A 17,955-nucleotide genomic window follows, 5' to 3' on the forward strand; every position below is an offset into this window, starting at 1 on the left:
ACTTCGGAGTGACAATCGGCGATCTGCCGTCCCTCAGGCCTTCGTTTGCTTCAACAGGTGCACGATGCCTGCGGGGTTAAAGAACCAACCACCCCGAAACGTATCGCTATTGGGCAATGGCTCGATCCCATCATTGCGCGTCACGCCTGCCGCCTCCAACGTCGCAGCCGCATCGTCAAAGCTTGGAGTGACGAGTTCCAGCCACAGCTCGGCTTGCGACATCTGGGGCACATTGTCGATCCAGAGCCGGTTCGGCCCATAGGCAAACGACACGTCGCTACCGCCCTCAAGCTCGGGTAGTTTCAGAACGTCGCGATAGAACGCCACCACCGCTTCGTACTGATGCGCTGGCACTTTCATCGCGATATTGATGCCGCCGACGGCTGCACCCGTCATTTATAGAATCCCTCGCGAAAGTGGATGCCGTATTCGAGCCACACGCGCATCGCCGCGAGCATGCCCGTCCACCCCTCGCAATTGCCATAAGATGCCTTCTGCCCGGCTTCGTTCTCGCGCCAGCCGGCCTCGTGGATACGTACCAGCGTGCGGCCATCCTCCAGCCCTTCGAAAGTCATCGTCACTGTAGTCTCGTAGTTCCCGGCCGGATCACCGTCCGGCGGCGCATCCCAGCGCAGCACGATCTGCTTGTCTTTCACCACATCGACGACATGCACCGGAAAGGCACCCGGAAAGTCATGGAAATCCCACGTCACCGTCGCACCCTTTTTCGAGCCGGCCTTCGGCGCCACCCGTCGTGAAATAGTGCGACAGTTGCTTGGGGTCGCTCACTGCCTCGAACACCTCGTGCACCGGCTTGGCGATGCGACCACCCACCGTGAATTCATAGGCCATGCTGCTCTCCTCTGCTTGACGGCCCCAACAATATGTTATAAAAATATAACATGTCAACCGACGACGCAGACGACCTCATTTTCAAGGCCCTCGGCCACCGCATCCGGCGGCGCATGCTCGACGTGCTCAAGGCCGGCCCGGCTACGACCGGCGCGCTTTGCGCGGCCTTCCCAGAGCTCGATCGTTGCACCGTCATGCAGCATCTCGGCGTATTGGAAGAAGCTGGCCTTGTCGTTGCCGAACGCCGCGGTCGTGAGCGCTGGAACCATCTCGATGCCCTGCCCGTCCATGCCATCCACGAGCGCTGGATCGGCCCCTACGCCGCCTATGCGGTGAGCATGCTCAGCCGCTTGAAGCAGGAAATGGAACGCAGCGAATAAATCGGCCCCGGGTCTTGGCCTTCCCGGCCACATGGCTCTAGTCTCAAGCGGAATCGACCTGACCGAACTTGAGCCCATGGCAACGACCTACGCTTCCCCCATCGCCGGCCTGCCCTCTCAGATGGCCCTCCACACCGGCCGCGCCACTTTTAACGAGGCCTACGCGCTCATCCCCAACGGCGTCATGCGCGACATCGTCACCTCCTACCTGCCCCATTGGCGCGACACGCGAGCCTGGATCATCGCCCGCCCCCTCTCGGGTTTCGCCGAGACCTTTTCGCAATACATCGTCGAGGTTTTTGCCGGCGGCGGCAGCGAACGTCCGGAACAGAACCCCGAGGCCGAAGGCGTCATCTTCGTCGTCGCCGGTCAGATCAATCTGACAATCGCTGGCGAGCACCACATCCTCAAGGAAGGTGGCTACGCCTTCCTGCCCCCCGGCACGCACTGGAACCTCGTCAACCGCACCACGTCTTCCGCCCGCTTCCATTGGGTGCGCAAGCGCTACGAAGTGGTCGAGGGGATCGACATCCCGCCCGCCTTCGTCACCAACGAGCAGGACGAACCCATCCGCTGGATGCCCGATACCAAAAACACCTGGGGCACGACGCGCTTTGTCGAACCCAACGACATCCGCCACGACATGCACGTCAATATCGTCACCCTCGAGCCCGGCGCCGTGATCCCCTTCGAGGAAACCCACGTCATGGAGCACGGCCTCTATGTGCTCGAGGGCAAGGCGGTCTACCGGCTCAACCGCGATTGGGTCGAAGTCGAACCCGGTGATTTCATGTGGCTGCGCGCCTTCTGCCCCCAAGCCTGTTATGCCGGCCCCGAGCGCTTCCGCTACCTGCTCTACAAGGACGTCAACCGCCACGCCAAGCTGCCGTTCTGACCATGAGCGACCGCACGATCTACATCGAGCCGCTGACCCCAGACGCCTTCGCCCCCTTCGGCCAGGTGATCCAAACCAATGGCGCGCATCACTATCCGATCAATGCCGGCAAGACCGAGCGTTTCCATGATCTCGCCAAGGTAGAGCTGGGCGGCGTTCACGCCCGCCCGCTCATCTCCATCTTCCGCGGCCGGCCCTATACCCTGCCGCTCAGCTTGACCCTTGTCGAACGCCACCCCCTTGGCAGCCAGGCCTTCTACCCAATCGGCGATGCCCATTGGCTTGTTGTCGTCGCCGAAGACCACAGCGGCACCCCCACAAAAATCCGCGCCTTCCTCCCCGGCCCCGGCCAGGGCGTCAACATCGCCATGAACACCTGGCACGGTGTTCTCACCACGCTCGATAAGGAAACCGACTTCCTGGTTGTCGATCGCGGCGGCGACGGCAACAATCTCGAAGAATTCTCCCTCGATCCGCCCTTCCTCGTCACCCATCGCGAACGAGGTGCTTAACCGCTTCGGCGGCTTTGCCTCGCCAGGCAAGGCATGCTGGTTTACGTTTGAGGCGCAACAGGGAGGACTGCCATGCTGAACCGGCTCCTGACACTCATGCTGACACTCGTGCTCTTCGCCGGCGCCGCCAGCGCCCAAGACCTGACACTGACCGGCGATGTTTTCTATCGCGAGCGCATGGCCCTGCCGCCCGGTGCCACCCTGCATGTGGGTCTCGTGGCCCTGCCCGGCGGGCAATCCGTCGTCGGTGCCGGTGCCCCAATCCCCGCCAGCGGCCAGGTACCCCTGCAATTCTCGCTCGCCGTACGCAGCGATGTCGCAAAATCCAGCGGCACTTTCGGCCTCGTCGCCGAAATCCGCGTCGGCGGCGCCGCGATGTGGCGCAACGAGGTGGCTGTGCCCGTCGACCTGACGGCCCCCGCCCCAGTCTCCATCCTCGTCACCCGCACCCGCAACGAACCTGCTCCGCCGGCACCAGAGCCCGAGATCGACCAGACGCTGGTCAATACCGCCTGGCAGGTCACCAGCATCAGCGGCAGCCCGATCGTCGGCGATCGGCCATTGACGCTCAGCATTGCGCCGGACCTTCGCGTCAACGGCCACGCCGGCTGCAACAACTACTTCACCCAGGCCACCGTAGAGGGCGCCAAGCTGCAATTCGCCCTTGCCGCTTCAACGCGCATGGCTTGCCTGCCCGATCTGATGACGCAGGAAAGCGCCTTCTTCGCCGCCCTTGCCGCCGTCAGCAGCTATGAAATCTCGGAAGATAGCCTGCGCCTTCTCGATGCGGCCGCAGTGCCGCTGATCGGTCTCGTTCGGATCAAGGAGTGATCCATTTGGATACTGCCGACTTCGTCTCGCGCCTGCTCGACGTCATCGAGCACGACATTGTTCCCATGACGGCGCGCGGCGTCGTCCAAGGCAACAAGCTCTTCGGCGCCGCCATATTGCGAAAGTCGGACCTGTCGGTGGTCGTCGCCGAGACCAATAACGAGACGGAAAACCCGCTCTGGCACGGCGAAATGCACGCCATCAAGCGCTTCTTCGAACTGCCTGAAGACCAGCGTCCGGCAACGAAGGACTGCGTCTTCCTGACCTCGCACGAGCCCTGCTCGCTCTGCCTCTCCGGCATCACCTGGTCAGGCTTCGATAATTTCTACTATCTCTTCACCTACGAAGACAGCCGCGACAGCTTTGGCATCCCTTACGACATCCAGATCCTGCAGGCGGTCTACGCCGTGCCCGATCCCGATCGCAGCGCCGTCCCTCCGAACCGCCCGCTCTACAATCGCACCAATGCCTTCTTCAAAAGCCGGGGCTTGCAGGAAATGGTAGCGGGCCTCGACCGGGACCATCGCGAAAACCTACTCGCGCGCCTCGACGATATCAGCGCCGCCTATGCCGATCTCTCGGCCGTCTATCAGCGCGACAAGGGCAACAAGGGCATCCCGCTCGCCTGAAACTTGCGCAGCGATTTCAGCGGACGCCTCGCAGCGCCCGCCACGACTTGCGCCGTTTTCGGCATGGGCAGCACGACGCGCCACAGGCTCAAAGTGAGCCGTTCACGATCCGAAAGCCCTGCCTTATTCATGAATGCCGGCCTGGGTTGGAGCACTTTCTACCGGCATTTCAGCAAAGGATGCCGCGAGCGTGATGAAGCTCAAGGCTGCGACGAACAGCGCCGATAGCAGCATTTGAGCCTGAGCGGGTTTGGACAGGAGCGGACGCATTTGATGTTGTTTTCCCTCAACTTTTCGCCCTCGCGTTTGACGCAGGACGTATTGTAGCAACGTTGGAACAAGCGATATCGCTCCACGGCTGAATGGGTCACGAATGCGTGATTAATGTTTCGTTCATATTCCCGCCGCGTGCATGGCAGGCATGTGGCGCGAACCTTTTCCGCTCCCTGGCGTTCCCCTGCATGACCCCCGAAGTGCCATGTGAGGAATTCCGATGAACCCTATGCTTCTCGAAACCGGCGCCAAGGTCCCTGCGCTCGCCCTGTTCACCGACTTCGACGGCACTTTGGTGGAGATCGCCGAGACGCCGGACTCGATTCACGTCCCCAATGATCTCGCCGAACAGATCAATCGCATCACCCGCGAATTCGACAACGCCTTCGCCGTCATCACGGGCCGCGAAATCTCCGACATCGACCGCTTCCTCGCCCCTCTCCATCTGCCCATTGCCGGTGCCCATGGCTCACAACGTCGCCGCGCCGATGGCTCAATGGAAGAAGTCGACGAAGACCTGATCGTCGGCGCCGAAGAAATCGCCCGGGCCATTGAGCCTCTCGCCATGGCCCATCCCGAACTGCTGATCGAACCCAAGCCCGGCACCGTGGCCCTCCACTATCGCCAGGCGCCGGAACTGGCCGATGCCTGCCTTCGCGCCCTCGAAGAAGTGCTGACCGACCACCCGCAATATTCGCTGGTCGAAGGCAAAATGGTCTACGAGGCCCGCCCCATCGGCTTTGACAAGGGCGCAGCTCTCCGCGCCTTCATGCAGGAAGAACCCTTTGTTGGGCGCACGCCCATATTCATCGGCGACGACGTCACCGACGAAGATGCCTTCCGCGCCGCGCAGGAATTGGGTGGCGTCGGCATCAAGATCGGGCCCGGAGAAACCGCCGCCCGCCTGCGCATTGCCGATGTCACCTCGGTCCGCGCCCTGATCGGTGGCCTTGGCGATCTCGTGCACCGCGAAGAGCCGGTACTCACCGAGACCACGGCGAACTGATCTTCGCTTGACCGCATATCGACACGACCTCGGTCCGGGCGCTTCGCGCCCGGCCTCATCTTGATTTTTATACAGGGGGCCCGTCTGCCATGAGCCGCATCGTCATCGTTTCCAATCGCACACCCGGAAAAGGGCCAGCCGCCGGCGGCCTCGCCGTAGCGCTCAAAAAGGTGCTGGGTGAACGCGAAGGCTTCTGGTTCGGCTGGTCCGGCAAGCTGACCGAAAGCCCCGAGAGCAAGCCGCGCTTCGAAGACATCGACGGCCTGCAAATTGCCCAGATCGATCTCTCCCCTGACGATCACCGCGCCTATTATTCCGGCTTTTCCAACTCCATCCTCTGGCCGAGTTTCCATCTCCGGCTCGATCTCGCCACCATCGAAAGCCACTGGTACGAGGGCTATCGCCGCGTCAACGCCCAGTTCGCCAAGGCTTTGATGCCGCTCCTCAAGCCCGATGACGTCATCTGGGTGCACGACTATCACCTGATCCCGCTGGCCAGCGAATTGCGCGCCCTTGGCGCTAAAAACCGGATCGGCTTTTATCTCCACATCCCCTTCCCTACCGCCGACGCACTCTACGCTATCCCCCACCATGGCGAACTGATGCGCGACACCTCGCGCTACGATCTCCTTGGCTTCCAGGCCAATCGCGACGTGGCCGCCTTCACCGATTTCGTCGAACATCAGGCGCCTTCGACCTTCGCCATCCAGCCCACCGAAGCCATCGATTTCTCCAACACGGAAATCGCCGCCTTCCCCATTGGCTCGGACCCCGAAGCCTTTTCCCGGCTGTCCACCAGCCCCGCCGCCAAAAAGATGATCCACCGCATGCACCGCGCCCTCGGCGACCAGGCCCTGATCCTCGGCGTCGACCGTCTCGATTATTCCAAAGGCCTGCCCCAGCGCGTCGAAGCCTATGAAAAACTTCTCGCCAATAACCAGCGCTTCCGCCGCAACGTGCATCTCCTGCAAGTCGCCCCGCCGTCGCGCGATACGATCAAGGAATATCAGGAGACCAGCGACGCACTCGACGCCATGTGCGGCCGCGTCATGGGACGCTTCGCCGAGCCCGATTGGGCGCCCCTCACCTATGTAAAGCGCGCCTATGGCCAGCCGAGCCTCGCCGGCCTCTATCGCCTCGCCCGCGTTGCCCTCGTGACACCCCTCCGCGATGGCATGAACCTCGTCGCCCACGAATATGTGGGCGCACAGGATCCAGAAAATCCCGGCGTCCTCGTTCTGTCGCGCTTTGCCGGTGCCGCGGAAATTTTCCCCGACGCCCTGCAGGTCAATCCGTTCGACACCGACGAAACCGCCGAGGCCCTGCGCATGGCGCTGGATATGCCGCTTGAGGAGCGCCAGGCACGCTGGAAAGGTCTCATGGCCGCCGCCGAAGCGCACAATGTCGACGATTGGGCCCTCAGCTTCCTCGAGCGCCTGTCCCCCGGCATCGGCGAAGCGGGGGCTGGTGCCCGCGACGTCATCTACATGGCCTCTGTGGCCTAGGCCCCTAACCAAATGGTCATGCCACTAACCAAGGTGTAATGCCCGCCTGCGGGGGTTCTGCGTTATGGTCTTGCCAGCAAGCCAAACAGGGGAGTGGACACCATGCCCACATTGAACCGTCGTGACGCCTTCAAGGCCCTCGCCGTGACCGCCAGCGGCGGCCTCGTGATGAGCCAGAGCGCCTTTGCCCAGGAAGCTGGCGTCAGCGCCAGCCAGACTGCCGCCCTTCTGCAGGGCGCCGACGTCTGCGCCATCATTCCCGAGGTCACCGAAGGCCCCTACTATTTCGATCCCGCCCTTGAGCGTACGGACATCACCGAAGCCCGCCCCGGCATCCCCCTGCGCATCCGCTTGCAGGTCGTCGACGCCGCATGCGCCGTCATCGAGGGCGCCCGCGTCGATATCTGGCACTGCGACGCCACCGGCGTCTATTCCGGATATGCCGGCCAGGGCGACGATGGCTCCGTCGACACGACTGGCGAAACCTTCATGCGCGGCACCCAATTTGCCGATGCCAATGGTCTCGTCGAATTCGAAACCGTCTATCCAAGCTGGTATCGCGGCCGCACCACCCACATCCATTTCAAGGTCTTCATCGCCGAGAACGTCATCCTCACGGGACAAATCTTCTTCCCCGACGCGCTCTCGGAATACATCTACCTCAACATTGCGCCCTACAACGACCGCTCCAGCACCCGCGACACCCTCAATTCCAATGACAGCATCGCCGCCCAATCCACCCGCGCCGCCTATGCCTTCATCAAGGAACTGGACGAAGAATACCTCGCCGCCATGATCATCGGCGTCGACCCCAGCGCCAGCTCGACCATCGGCTTTTCCATGGACGGCGGCGATCGCCCTGAACCACCGGAAGGTGGCGCGGGCGGCCCACCCCCCGGTGGTCCGGGCGGCGGCGGCCCGACCGGAACGGCGGATCGTTCGACGATGACACCGGCGGTACGGGAATAGCTAGAACAAAAAGGGCGGCCTCTCGGCCGCCCTTTGTTCTGATTAGCCTTCGCCGCGTCGATTGCGCGCAGCGGACTTTTTCGCCGCTGTTGTCCAACGCGGCTTTTCCTTGAGACCATCGGCGCGCGGGGGCTTCACCGAGCGAGCCGGAGCCAGCGGATTGCGGGCATCACGGGCAGGACCAGCACTCGCTTCCCGCGCAGCGTTGGCATCGCGGGGAGCGCCGCCCTTGCCACGCTCGCCACCCGGGCGCGGCGTGTTGAACTTGCGCTGGCTCGGCTTGGGATTACGCGCCGTGCGCTGGCCGCCCGGAGCACCCGCATTGTTGCGCGGAGCCCGCGGCGCCGAAGCCGTTGCTTCCTCAACCATGTTGAGATCGCCCGAGAGCGGCAGCGTCCGGCGGATCAGCTTTTCAACGTCGCGCAGCTTGGAACGCTCGGTGCCGTCGCACAGCGTGATGGCAATGCCTTCAGCGCCATTACGACCGGTACGGCCAATGCGGTGCACATAGTTTTCCGGATCGTCCGGCAGGTCATAGTTCACCACGTGAGTGATACCCGGCACGTCGATGCCGCGCGCTGCGATATCGGTCGCAACAAGAATGCGCACGCTACCGCTGGAAAAGCCCTTGAGGGCCGCCTGGCGGGCGTTCTGGCTCTTGTTGCCATGGATGGCCGCAGCATCGTGGCCGTCGATGGCGAGGTTCTTGGCGACGCGATCGGCGCCATGCTTGGTGCGGGCAAAAACGATGACCCGCTCCATGCCTTCCTTCTCGTCGCCGAGAAGGCCATTGAGCACGCCGCGCTTGGCCTTCGAACCAGAGAGGATGACACGCTGGTCGATCTTCACGACGGTCGAGCCCTGCGGCGCCGCCTCGACCTTCACCGGATCCTTGAGCAGGCCCTTGGCGAGGTCTTCGACCTCCGCGGCCATGGTGGCCGAGAACAGCATGGTCTGGCGGCGCAGGCCGATGGCCTTGGCAATCGCCTTCACCGGGGCAATGAAGCCCATGTCGAGCATGCGGTCAGCCTCGTCGAGCACCAGCCAGCGCGTCTCATTGAGACGGATCTTGTTGTCGTCGAGCAGATCCTTGAGACGGCCCGGGGTCGCGACGACGACGTCCACACCCTTGGCGATCTTCTGCACCTGATGGTAGCGCGACACGCCGCCCAGAACGAGCACGGTGTCGAGCTTGAACTTGCTGCCGGCAAACTTGCGGATGTTTTCTTCGATCTGCACAGCCAGCTCACGCGTCGGCGCCAGGATCAGCGCACGCGTCGTCATCGGCCGCGGACGGCCGGTCAGTTCGCCGATACCGGCGAGGATCGGCAGGCCAAAGGCAGCCGTCTTGCCCGAGCCGGTCTGGGCAATGCCCAGCACGTCCCGGCCTTCCAGCAGCTTCGGAATGGCCTGGCTCTGGATCTTGGTGGGGGTCTCGAACCCTGCAGCCTTGAGGCTGTTGATCAGGTTTTCAGGAAGTCCGAGACTGGAAAAATCGGTCAAATCTTGATCTTTCATGATGCGCAAAAGCTGCGCGGGCGCTCTGCAAAGCGCAGGCGCCAGGAACAAAAATTGCAATCGGGCGATAGGAAGATATCGCGCGGGTGCTGGCTCAAACCCGGAGCACTTTGCTATCCGGGATGACTTCGCCGCTCACCGCTTGAGTAAGAAGAGAAGCCCGTTAGCGGCCCTATTGACCGCAACGCTACGCCCCATATGGGGGAAATAGCCCCAAAAGGCAAGTGTGGCAGGCGCATGGGTGCTTTGTGGGAGGCCGGCGCCCCTGCCGATCCATCAAAAACCACCGCGTCATTCCCGCGAAAGCGGGAATCCCTGTTTCCTGCACAATGAGATTCCCGCTTTCGCGGGAATGACACGGTGGGACTAGGAACGCTCAGAGCCTGTCAGGATCAGTGAGCCACGATTTCGCGGTCTCAAATCCCTCCATACCAATCATACCCATTATCCGGCCAATACCCGCCCTTCCCCCGACCAAACGGGGTCAGGTCATCCACCAGCTCGATCGTATGCAAATACTTCGGCTGCTTGTACCCCAGCGCCCGCTCGATCCGCAGCCGCACCGGCGCCCCATTGCTCACCGGCAAGACCTGGTCGTTGAGCCCATAAGAAAGGATCGTCTGCGGATGATAGGCATCCACCAGGTCCGAGCTTTCATAGTAGAAAATGTCGCCCGACAGCGTCTTTTGGATATTGTCGAAGCAATGATAGACGCAGAACCGCGCCCCCGGCTTCACCCCCGCCATATCCAGCACCGGCCCCAGCGCCGTCCCCGTCCACTTGGCAATGCAGCTCCAACCCTCGACGCAATCATGCCGCGTGATCTGGCTGCGCGCCGGCATATTCCGCAATTCATCGAGCGAGAACGACACTTCGCGCTCCACCATGCCCTTGATGGTCAGCTTGTAAGGCGCAAAATTCTGCGCCTTCAAAAACATATATTCCGGCGTCATCGGCTCGGTCGAACCATTGGGCTTCATGCCCTGTCGGATCTCGCTCGCCGAATATTCCCGCGCCAGCACCTGGTCTCCGATCAGCGCCCGCTGCGCCCGATAAGTAAGAACATTGGCCTGCTCCAGCGCCTGCCGCACGGGATTACCGCGCTGCCCCAGAAAATCGAACTGATTGCAGCCACTAAGCGCCAGGCTCGATCCCAGCGCCGCCGAGCCAATAAGAAGCTTCCGCCGATTGAGAATGATGTTGCTCACGGCTTGTCTCCTGCCTCGGCCGGCGTACCGGGGCTGGTGCGATACCACCCCGTTACCATCGACCGCAGTTCATTGAGCGGTCCCGCCAGCAGCACCATGACGATGTGCACCACGAAGAACAGCACCAACAGCACCATCACTCCAAAGTGGATTGTCCGCGCCGTCTGCCGCCCACCAAAAATGTCCAGCAGCCAAGGCCATGCCGCATCCATGCCCGGGCTCATAGTCAGTCCCGTCAGAATGATCAGCGGAAAAAGCACAAAGAAAACAGTAAAATAGCTCAGCTTCTGCAAGGGCGAATACCGCCGCCCATGGTGCAGTTTCAGCCGCGCATGATCGAGCGCATCCTTCGGCAACCCGGAAATATCCGACCCTTTAGGCACGATATCGCGCCGCAAATGGCCGTTGATGAAGCTCGCCAGGAACCAAACGAACAGGGCGCCAACGAATACCCACCCAAAGAAGAAATGCACCACTCGTCCCGTCGCCAGATCACGAAACGATGGAATAGTGACAGCCCCCGGAAAGCCCACATATTGCGGCGCCTCCGCGGTGCCGCTCATGCCGAGCACACCGGTCGTATCAAACGTCTGCCCAAAAACCGTCGTGCGCCCGCGCGGCCCCTCAGGCGTATTCACCGCCCCGATCTCAAGCACCGCATTGTCGAACTCAAATCCCGACTGCTGCCCGATATAGAGCGCCGGATGAGCGTTAAAAATTTGCAGCCCCGACAGCAGCAGGAAGAACAGGCAGATCGCCCAGACCCAATGCGTCACGCGCGTCCACACCGATTGACGGTAGATCAGCGGCCCCTTGGCCAGCGGTGCTTTTTCTACATCTGTCATGAACGTCCCCTTGGCGGCACCATTCGCCCCGTTCACTAGCAACGGTAACGCACGGGACAAATGGCGGCCAACACTTGTTTGTGACTGCGTTTTCTTACATCGCCGGCGCCATGGCACCGCCCGCCATGGGATTGGCTTCCATCTTTTCGTCCATGCCCAGCGATCGGATCGCCCCGATTACATCCATGCCTTCGTGGAGACCATTGCAGGCAACGGTCGCCGCCGTCATCGCCTCGGCAAAGGTGATAGCCGCCGCCTGCGTCAGGCAAAGCTCAAGGTCGGCATCGCTGATCATGGCCTGCGGCGCCATGGCATCCATGGCCGGAGCCATCGCATCCTCGGCGAAAACAGGCGCCGCTCCGGCAACCATCAGGGCAGCAAGGGTGATCGTCTTGAAAACGTGCATCGGAAAAATCTCCCATTGAGACCCGCCCCTCCGGCGCGTCCATGCCCAGCCATTCGTCTGCCCATCCCAATCCGTTACGCAATCACCGCGTCGTGATATCGGCTCAACTTTCTCTGCGCCGCCGTGTAACCATTGGCGCAGAGGGGACGAATGGGAACGTGATGCAGGCGGACGAAACCGAGATGCGGCTGCGCGGGCTGATGCTCGCTTCGCTCGATGGCGACGCTACCGCCTATCGAATGCTTCTGGCCGACCTGACGCGCTATCTGCGTCCCTGGTTTGCCCGCCGCCTCAGTCCCGCTCATGCTTCGCACGCGGAGGACCTCGTGCAGGAAACCCTGCTGGCCGTGCATACGCGGCGCGAAACCTACGATCGCACCAGGCCCTTCACGGCCTGGCTGCACGCCGTCGCCCACCACAAATTCGTGGACCACGTCCGCCGCTATGCCATCCGCCCCACGGTGCCTCTAGAAGACGACGCGCCAATCTTCGCCAGCGACGACAGCGCCAATGCCGCCGATCGCCACGACATCGAAACCGTCCTGAGCCAGGTGCCTCCGCGCACCTCCGACCTCATCCGCCAGACCCGCCTCGAAGGAGCCACCGTCGCCGAAGCCGCCGCCCGCCATGGCATCACCGAAGCCGCAGCAAAGGTCTCCATTCATCGCGGTTTGAAAGCTCTGATGGGCAAGTTTGCCGGAGGCGAGAAATGACCGACGACCTCATAAATCGCCTCGCCGCCGATCTGAAACCCACCCCGCCCCGCGCCATCGAGCGCCGGCTCATCCTCGCCCTCGTCATCGGCGTGCTCGTCACCATAGTCGGCGTCTATCTCGTGCTCGACCTCATGATGGGCCGATCCTTCGGCGGCGCAGATAGCGCCATGATGTTCTGGGTAAAATTCGGCTACACGCTGGCCTTCGGCCTCCTCGGCCTCGCTGCCGCGCCGGTCCTCGCCCGCCCCGATGGCCTCATCATCTGGCCCCTTGCCGGCGCTGGCCTCCTCGCGCTCCTTGCCCTCGGCAGCGGCACCATGATGTGGATGCGCGCTGATTGGTCGATGCCCATGCTCATGGGCCAGACCGCCATGGTCTGCCCATGGCTGATCACGCTCGCCGGCACGCCTGTGCTGATTGCTTTGCTTTCTGCGCTACGCACCACCGCGCCGCGCTCGCCCACCCTGGCAGGCTTTGCCGCCGGCCTCGTCGCAGGCGGCTTCGGCGCCTGGGCTTATGCCTTCTACTGTGGCGAAACCGGCATGATGTTCATGGCCGTCTGGTATTCGCTGGGGATCGCGATGACGGCCCTCCTCGGCGCCGTCATCGGAAAGTTCGTTCTGCGCTGGTAGGCCGGACTATTCGTCCTTGGCCGCCCAGTTCATGCCACGACGCATGATCGTCGCCATGTTGGAATTCTCGAATTCCTTGGCCTGATGCCCCAACGTCATGTGGAACACCTTGCCCTTACCATGCCGGCGCTTCCAGACGACCGGCATCACCACGCCGTCGATCCAATAGGCGTGCTCACCCGTAAAAGTCGTCGTCGCCAGCACCTCGTTGGAGGGGTCGACATGCATGTAATACTGCTCGGACTTGTAGGGGAACGAGCCTGAAATCCCCGCCATGATCGGGTCCTCGGGCTTGGTCACGTCGACGGTGTAGTCGATGATATTGCCCGGATGCGCCACCCACTGGCCGCCGACCATGAACTGATAGTCCACCGCTTCGCGGAAAGCATCGCTCATGCCGCCATGGTGGCCGGCAAGACCCACGCCGCCTTCGACAGCCTTGGTGAGGTTCTCCGCCTCTTCCTTGGCAATCTTGCTCATCGTGAAGATCGGAATGATCAGCGACAGGTCGCGAATGGAGGGATCGGCAAAGGCGCTGGTCTCGGTCGCCGTGCGCACCGAATAGCCATCCTCGTGCAGCCAGCGACGATAGATCGTCGCGCATTCCTCGGGATCATGGCCTTCCCAGCCGCCATAGACGATCAAAGCACTGCGCATCAGGGCACCCCCTCAAATCAAACGGGGCGGAGAATACCTGACTCATCCGCTATTGAAACCCCAAATGGCATCGATTGCAGTGCCCATTCGTGCGCTGCCATCCGTTGGATAAATCTCGGAAATGAAACACTTTCCACTGTCACAATTAGCTGGTTAACTCCCCTTAATGCTTCAGTGGTGGCACGAAAAAATGTCGGGAGCGCCGGAAGTCGAAGCAGGGCCTTGCTGCAATCACGAAGGAACCACAGGGATGAAGAAGCTTTTGCTGGGCGCCACCGCGCTCACCCTCTGCGCCGGTTTTTCGACCGCCGCTCACGCCGAATTCACACTCAACATCCTGCACATCAACGACTTCCATTCGCGCTTCGATCCGATCACCGGTTCGGACTCCAATTGCGACGCTGAAACCGACGCAGCCGGCGAATGCTTTGGTGGCATTGCGCGCCTCAAAACCATCATTGACGATACTCGCGCCAAGTACGAAGCGGGCAATTCGCTGCTGCTCTCGGCCGGCGACAATTTCCAGGGCTCGCTCTACTACACCACCTACAAATCCAAGGTCGTTTCCGACTTCTTCAACCAGATGGGCTTTGACGTCGTTGCCACCGGCAATCACGAATTCGACGATGGCCCGGAAGAATTCCTGAAATTCATCGAAGCGGCCGAATTCCCGATCATTGGCGGCAATTTCGACGTCACCCGCGATGAAGGCCTGCGCGGCAAGGTTCAGGGTTCCATCGTCGTCGAAGTCGGCGGCGAAAAGATCGGCATCATCGGCGCCACCACCGAAGACACCCCTGAAATCGCCTCACCGGGCGACGTCGAATTCCACGACGTCATCCAATATGTACGCGGCGCCTCCGAAGCGCTCGATGCGGCCGGTGTCAACAAGATCATCCTCCTGAGCCACATCGGCTACAACGAAGACCTCAACGTCGCCGCCTCTCTGCCGCTGGTCGACGTCATCGTCGGCGGCCACAGCCACACGCTCCTCTCCAACACCGCCGAAGGCGCCGCCGGCCCCTACCCGACCATGGTCACCAATCCGGCCGGCGTGGAAGTCCCCGTCGTCCAGGCCAACCAGTATGGCAAGTATCTGGGCGATATCGCCATCACCTGGGATGACAATGGCGTGGTCACCAAGGCTGAAGGCGAGCCCTACCTGATCGACGCCTCGGTCGTCGCCAACGAAGACTTCAAGGGCCAGCTCGAAACCTTGCTCGGCCCCATCGAGGAAATGACCAGCCAGGTCATCGGCACCACCACCGACAAGCTCGAAGGCGCCCGCGAAGTCTGCCGCGTGCAGGAATGCTCCATGGGCAATCTCCTCGCCGACGCCATTCTCGATCGCGTTGCCGACCAGGGCGCCACCATCGCCTTCCAGAACGGCGGCGGCGTCCGCGCCTCCATCGACGCCGGTGAAATCACCGTCGGCGACGTGCTGACCGTCCTGCCCTTCTCCAACACCCTCGCTACCGTGCAGATCAGCGGTGCCGACGTTATCGAAGCGCTCGAAAACGGCGTCAGCGACATCGAAAACGGCGCCGGCCGCTTCGCCCAGGTCGCTGGCCTCAAGTACACCTACACCCTCGCCAATCCCGCCGGCAGCCGCATCAGCGACGTGCTGGTCAAGGGCGAAGGCGACACCTGGGTGCCGATCGACGAAGAAGCCGACTACATCGTCGTCACCAACAACTACGTGCGCGGCGGCGGCGACGGCTACGAAACCTTCGCTTCGGGCGAAAACCCCTATGACTTCGGCCCGCCGCTCGAACAGGTCGTCGCCGAATACCTCGCCAAGCTGGGTGGCGAATACACGCCCTACCTCGATGGCCGCATCACCGTGAAGTAAGGTTTTTCGCGACACCAAACACGAAGGGCGCCCATCGGGCGCCCTTTTGCGTTATCTCTTTTGACCGATGCGACATCCCACAAACGGAAAACACCATGTGCCGCAACATCAAGCCGCTCTTCAATTTCGAGCCGCCCGCCAGCAAGAACGAAATGCATGAGGCGGCCCTGCAATTCGTCCGCAAGATTTCCGGCTTCAACCGCCCGTCGCATGCCAACGAGGCGGCATTTTATGACGCCGTGGAAGAGATCGAGAAATCAGTCCGCAAGCTGCTGACCGCCCTCGACACCAAGGCCCCGCCCAGGGATCGCGAAGTCGTCGCGGCCAAGGCTCGCGAACGAGCCCGCGAGCGCTACGGCACCACCTGAGGGCGCTAAACCCGACGTGCCAACTGCCCCCAGGCCAGCAGGATCACCACTGCACCAACGATAGCGCCGATGAAATTCGCCCCATCGCCCGGCCCATACCAGCCGATCTGCTGCCCAAGCCAGGTCGCCACCACCGAGCCGACAATGCCCAGCACCGTCGTGAGGATGAACCCCTGCGGCTTGTTATCGCCCGGCGTGATCCACTTGGCGATCAGGCCAGCCAGAAAACCAATGATGATGGCCCAGACAATTCCCATTGCGACGCTCCCACGATAACAGCGCCATAAATTGGAATGCCCTCCCAAGCTTGCAAGAGCGAACCCGCAATCGGGGCATTGTGCCCCCTAGTTTTCCCGCTTATTCCGGCCGCGCCAGCACTTTCTGGGCAAAGCCGGGCGCCGCCACGAGGTTGGCGAGCCCGCGCAATTGCTCGGTCGTCCCTTCCCCCAATACCGCGTCTATCCGCTCGTTCAGCTCTTGCCAGAGCACATACATCTGCCGTGTCTGTTTGAGCCCTTGTTCGGTCAACACCGCCCGCTTCACCCGCCTGTCGTTCGCGTCCACCACGACCTCCACCAGCCCATCGCGCACCAGCGGCCGCAGTGCATGCGTCAGCGCAGAAATCTGGATCGAGAGCCGCTTCGCCAGCGCCTGCAATGACGGCCCCGTTCCGCTCGGCGCGCCGCCAAGCTCATCGATCCGCGCCACCAGCAGCGCCTGCCCCGAAGTCAGCCCCGACGCGGCCAGCGCATCGTCATAAAGCTGCGTCAGTTGCCGCGACGCCACCCGCAGCGCGGTATGCGTGCAGGTGAGCGGGTCATAGGCTTCAGTGCTTTCGACATCTGCGGGCGTGATTTTTGCCATTGTCATTCTCCACTCGACAAAATAGTTGAGCACATCACCATTGACAAGAACATGGTCCGATCCCAATTAGTTGAGCACTCAATTAAAGGAGCATTCCATGTCCAAAACCGCTCTCATCACCGGTGCCTCCTCTGGCATCGGCGCCGTCTACGCCCAGCGCCTCGCCGCCCGCGGCTATGATCTCGTCCTCGTCGCCCGCCGCGCCGAGCGTCTCGCAGACCTCGCGACCCAATTGCAGCAGGCTCACAAAGTTTCCGTCCGCACCATCGCTGCCGATCTCTCGGCCGACGCCGGCATGGCCAGCATCGAAACCGTACTACGCGACGAAGAGATCGACCTTCTGGTCAACAATGCCGGCATGGGCCCGATTTCCTCGACCGCTGACCTCAGCGACGAAGCCGCAGCGCAGACCCTCGCCCTCAACGTCACCGCCCTCATGCGCCTCACCCGCGCCGCCCTTCCGGCCATGCGCGCCCGCAAGTCCGGCGCCATCGTCAATGTCGGCTCAGTCATGGCCTTCCACGCCATGCCTGCCACCTCGCTTTACAGCGCCACCAAGGCTTTCGTCCTGACCTATAGCCGCGCCATCCAGCAGGAAGTGCAAGCCGACGGCATCCAGGTACAGGCCGTCCTCCCCGCCGGCACCGTCACCGAATTCTACGAAGCCGCCGGCGTACCAATCGCCAATTTCGACCAGTCCGTCTTCATGACCGCCGAAAACCTCGTCGACGCCGCCCTCGCCGGCCTCGACCGCGGCGAAGAAGTCACCCTCCCCTCGGTCCACGACCTCGAGCTCTGGAACACCTACGACACCGCCCGCCAAAACCTCTTCGGCGGCACCCAGAACGGCAAGCCGGCCTCACGCTACCAAGCCGCCTGAAACAAAAAGGCCGCCCCGATTTCGGAGCGGCCTTTTTTTATCGCAACCCACGGATGTCCCCCCCCGGCGAACGCCGGGGCCCATCCTGAAATGCCTCCACCGTGTCATTCCCGCAAAAGCGGGATCTCTGTTCCCGGCAGAACATCTCTCGTAGGAG

Annotated in this window: 21 protein-coding genes and 2 pseudogenes; 13 read left to right on the forward strand and 10 right to left on the reverse strand. The window is 62.2% G+C overall.

What is annotated here, in order from left to right; genetic code table 11:
• Positions 1 to 33 precede the first annotated feature (33 nt).
• Together NVV77_RS00330 and NVV77_RS00335 are read right to left on the reverse strand one after the other, a co-directional pair.
• Positions 34 to 396, reverse strand: a complete 363-nt coding sequence (locus NVV77_RS00330) for a hypothetical protein (RefSeq protein WP_295409497.1) — start codon at positions 394 to 396, stop codon at positions 34 to 36.
• Positions 393 to 852, reverse strand: a pseudogene (locus tag NVV77_RS00335) (SRPBCC domain-containing protein). The gene NVV77_RS00330 and the pseudogene NVV77_RS00335 overlap by 4 nt, the downstream one beginning before the upstream one ends.
• 50 nt (positions 853 to 902) lie before the next feature.
• Between NVV77_RS00335 and NVV77_RS00340 the strand changes: the two are divergent.
• The 5 genes from NVV77_RS00340 (at position 903) to NVV77_RS00360 (ending at position 4,099) form a co-directional block, all read left to right on the forward strand.
• Positions 903 to 1,232 carry a helix-turn-helix transcriptional regulator gene (locus NVV77_RS00340; protein WP_295409503.1) on the forward strand — a complete coding sequence of 110 codons (330 nt, stop codon included), beginning with the start codon at positions 903 to 905 and terminating at the stop codon, positions 1,230 to 1,232.
• A gap of 76 nt (positions 1,233 to 1,308) precedes the next feature.
• Positions 1,309 to 2,127: a bifunctional allantoicase/(S)-ureidoglycine aminohydrolase gene (locus NVV77_RS00345; protein ID WP_295409504.1), complete on the forward strand. Its 819-nt coding sequence runs from the start codon at positions 1,309 to 1,311 to the stop codon at positions 2,125 to 2,127.
• Positions 2,128 to 2,129: 2 nt separating this feature from the next.
• Positions 2,130 to 2,639 (forward strand): ureidoglycolate lyase, encoded by a 510-nt coding sequence (locus NVV77_RS00350; protein WP_295409505.1) that lies wholly within the window; start codon positions 2,130 to 2,132, stop codon positions 2,637 to 2,639.
• 72 nt (positions 2,640 to 2,711) lie between these two features.
• A complete protein-coding gene (locus tag NVV77_RS00355; protein ID WP_295409507.1) occupies positions 2,712 to 3,470 on the forward strand; it encodes an META domain-containing protein in 759 nt (252 codons plus the stop codon).
• A 65-nt stretch (positions 3,471 to 3,535) separates the two neighbouring features.
• Entirely contained in the window at positions 3,536 to 4,099 is a 564-nt protein-coding gene (locus NVV77_RS00360) for a nucleoside deaminase (protein WP_295409619.1), read from the forward strand.
• A 123-nt stretch (positions 4,100 to 4,222) separates the two neighbouring features.
• On the opposite strand, the gene NVV77_RS00365 is transcribed toward NVV77_RS00360, so the two are convergent.
• Positions 4,223 to 4,369, reverse strand: a complete 147-nt coding sequence (locus NVV77_RS00365) for a hypothetical protein (protein WP_295409508.1) — start codon at positions 4,367 to 4,369, stop codon at positions 4,223 to 4,225.
• A gap of 223 nt (positions 4,370 to 4,592) precedes the next feature.
• On the opposite strand from NVV77_RS00365, the gene otsB reads away from it, so the two are divergent.
• From otsB to NVV77_RS00380, 3 genes are all read left to right on the forward strand, one after another.
• Positions 4,593 to 5,378 carry a trehalose-phosphatase gene (gene otsB, locus NVV77_RS00370; protein WP_295409510.1) on the forward strand — a complete coding sequence of 262 codons (786 nt, stop codon included), beginning with the start codon at positions 4,593 to 4,595 and terminating at the stop codon, positions 5,376 to 5,378.
• 89 nt (positions 5,379 to 5,467) lie between these two features.
• Positions 5,468 to 6,883: a trehalose-6-phosphate synthase gene (locus NVV77_RS00375; RefSeq protein ID WP_295409512.1), complete on the forward strand. Its 1,416-nt coding sequence runs from the start codon at positions 5,468 to 5,470 to the stop codon at positions 6,881 to 6,883.
• A gap of 102 nt (positions 6,884 to 6,985) precedes the next feature.
• Positions 6,986 to 7,852 (forward strand): intradiol ring-cleavage dioxygenase, encoded by an 867-nt coding sequence (locus NVV77_RS00380; RefSeq protein WP_295409513.1) that lies wholly within the window; start codon positions 6,986 to 6,988, stop codon positions 7,850 to 7,852.
• Between the two features lie 399 nt (positions 7,853 to 8,251).
• On the opposite strand, the pseudogene NVV77_RS00385 reads toward NVV77_RS00380, so the two are convergent.
• The 4 genes and pseudogenes from NVV77_RS00385 to NVV77_RS00400 all read right to left on the reverse strand — a co-directional run.
• A pseudogene (locus tag NVV77_RS00385) lies at positions 8,252 to 9,370 on the reverse strand (DEAD/DEAH box helicase); the annotation flags it as partial.
• A 416-nt stretch (positions 9,371 to 9,786) separates the two neighbouring features.
• Entirely contained in the window at positions 9,787 to 10,578 is a 792-nt protein-coding gene (locus NVV77_RS00390) for a molybdopterin-dependent oxidoreductase (RefSeq protein ID WP_295409517.1), read from the reverse strand.
• Positions 10,575 to 11,423 carry a cytochrome b/b6 domain-containing protein gene (locus NVV77_RS00395; RefSeq protein WP_295409520.1) on the reverse strand — a complete coding sequence of 283 codons (849 nt, stop codon included), beginning with the start codon at positions 11,421 to 11,423 and terminating at the stop codon, positions 10,575 to 10,577. The genes NVV77_RS00390 and NVV77_RS00395 overlap by 4 nt, the downstream gene beginning before the upstream one ends.
• Before the next feature lie 94 nt (positions 11,424 to 11,517).
• Positions 11,518 to 11,829, reverse strand: coding sequence for a hypothetical protein (locus NVV77_RS00400; RefSeq protein WP_295409522.1), 312 nt, complete (start codon positions 11,827 to 11,829; stop codon positions 11,518 to 11,520).
• A 161-nt stretch (positions 11,830 to 11,990) separates the two neighbouring features.
• On the opposite strand from NVV77_RS00400, the gene NVV77_RS00405 reads away from it, so the two are divergent.
• Together NVV77_RS00405 and NVV77_RS00410 are read left to right on the forward strand one after the other, a co-directional pair.
• Positions 11,991 to 12,542 carry a sigma-70 family RNA polymerase sigma factor gene (locus NVV77_RS00405; protein WP_295409524.1) on the forward strand — a complete coding sequence of 184 codons (552 nt, stop codon included), beginning with the start codon at positions 11,991 to 11,993 and terminating at the stop codon, positions 12,540 to 12,542.
• The gene (locus NVV77_RS00410; RefSeq protein WP_295409527.1) at positions 12,539 to 13,177 is read left to right on the forward strand and encodes a DUF1109 domain-containing protein; all 639 of its coding nucleotides are present in this window, start codon (positions 12,539 to 12,541) and stop codon (positions 13,175 to 13,177) included. Before NVV77_RS00405 ends, NVV77_RS00410 begins: the two co-directional genes overlap by 4 nt.
• Positions 13,178 to 13,183: 6 nt before the next feature.
• On the opposite strand, the gene NVV77_RS00415 is transcribed toward NVV77_RS00410, so the two are convergent.
• Positions 13,184 to 13,834, reverse strand: coding sequence for a ThuA domain-containing protein (locus tag NVV77_RS00415; RefSeq protein ID WP_295409529.1), 651 nt, complete (start codon positions 13,832 to 13,834; stop codon positions 13,184 to 13,186).
• A gap of 250 nt (positions 13,835 to 14,084) precedes the next feature.
• On the opposite strand from NVV77_RS00415, the gene NVV77_RS00420 reads away from it, so the two are divergent.
• Together NVV77_RS00420 and NVV77_RS00425 are read left to right on the forward strand one after the other, a co-directional pair.
• On the forward strand, positions 14,085 to 15,686 hold the full coding sequence (locus NVV77_RS00420; RefSeq protein WP_295409535.1) for a bifunctional UDP-sugar hydrolase/5'-nucleotidase: 1,602 nt from the start codon (positions 14,085 to 14,087) through the stop codon (positions 15,684 to 15,686).
• Positions 15,687 to 15,781: 95 nt separating this feature from the next.
• On the forward strand, positions 15,782 to 16,054 hold the full coding sequence (locus NVV77_RS00425; RefSeq protein WP_295409544.1) for a DUF2277 domain-containing protein: 273 nt from the start codon (positions 15,782 to 15,784) through the stop codon (positions 16,052 to 16,054).
• A 5-nt stretch (positions 16,055 to 16,059) separates the two neighbouring features.
• Here the strand turns inward: NVV77_RS00425 and NVV77_RS00430 are convergent, their stop codons facing one another.
• Positions 16,060 to 16,311: a GlsB/YeaQ/YmgE family stress response membrane protein gene (locus NVV77_RS00430; protein ID WP_295409552.1), complete on the reverse strand. Its 252-nt coding sequence runs from the start codon at positions 16,309 to 16,311 to the stop codon at positions 16,060 to 16,062.
• Between the two features lie 100 nt (positions 16,312 to 16,411).
• Complete coding sequence (locus tag NVV77_RS00435) at positions 16,412 to 16,918, reverse strand: MarR family transcriptional regulator (protein ID WP_295409557.1); 507 nt, start codon at positions 16,916 to 16,918, stop codon at positions 16,412 to 16,414.
• Positions 16,919 to 17,015: 97 nt separating this feature from the next.
• Between NVV77_RS00435 and NVV77_RS00440 the strand changes: the two genes are divergently transcribed.
• Complete coding sequence (locus NVV77_RS00440) at positions 17,016 to 17,798, forward strand: SDR family oxidoreductase (RefSeq protein ID WP_295409560.1); 783 nt, start codon at positions 17,016 to 17,018, stop codon at positions 17,796 to 17,798.
• Positions 17,799 to 17,955: the final 157 nt, after the last annotated feature.

The organism is Devosia sp. (assembly GCF_024707125.1).
GTDB lineage: Bacteria > Pseudomonadota > Alphaproteobacteria > Rhizobiales > Devosiaceae > Devosia.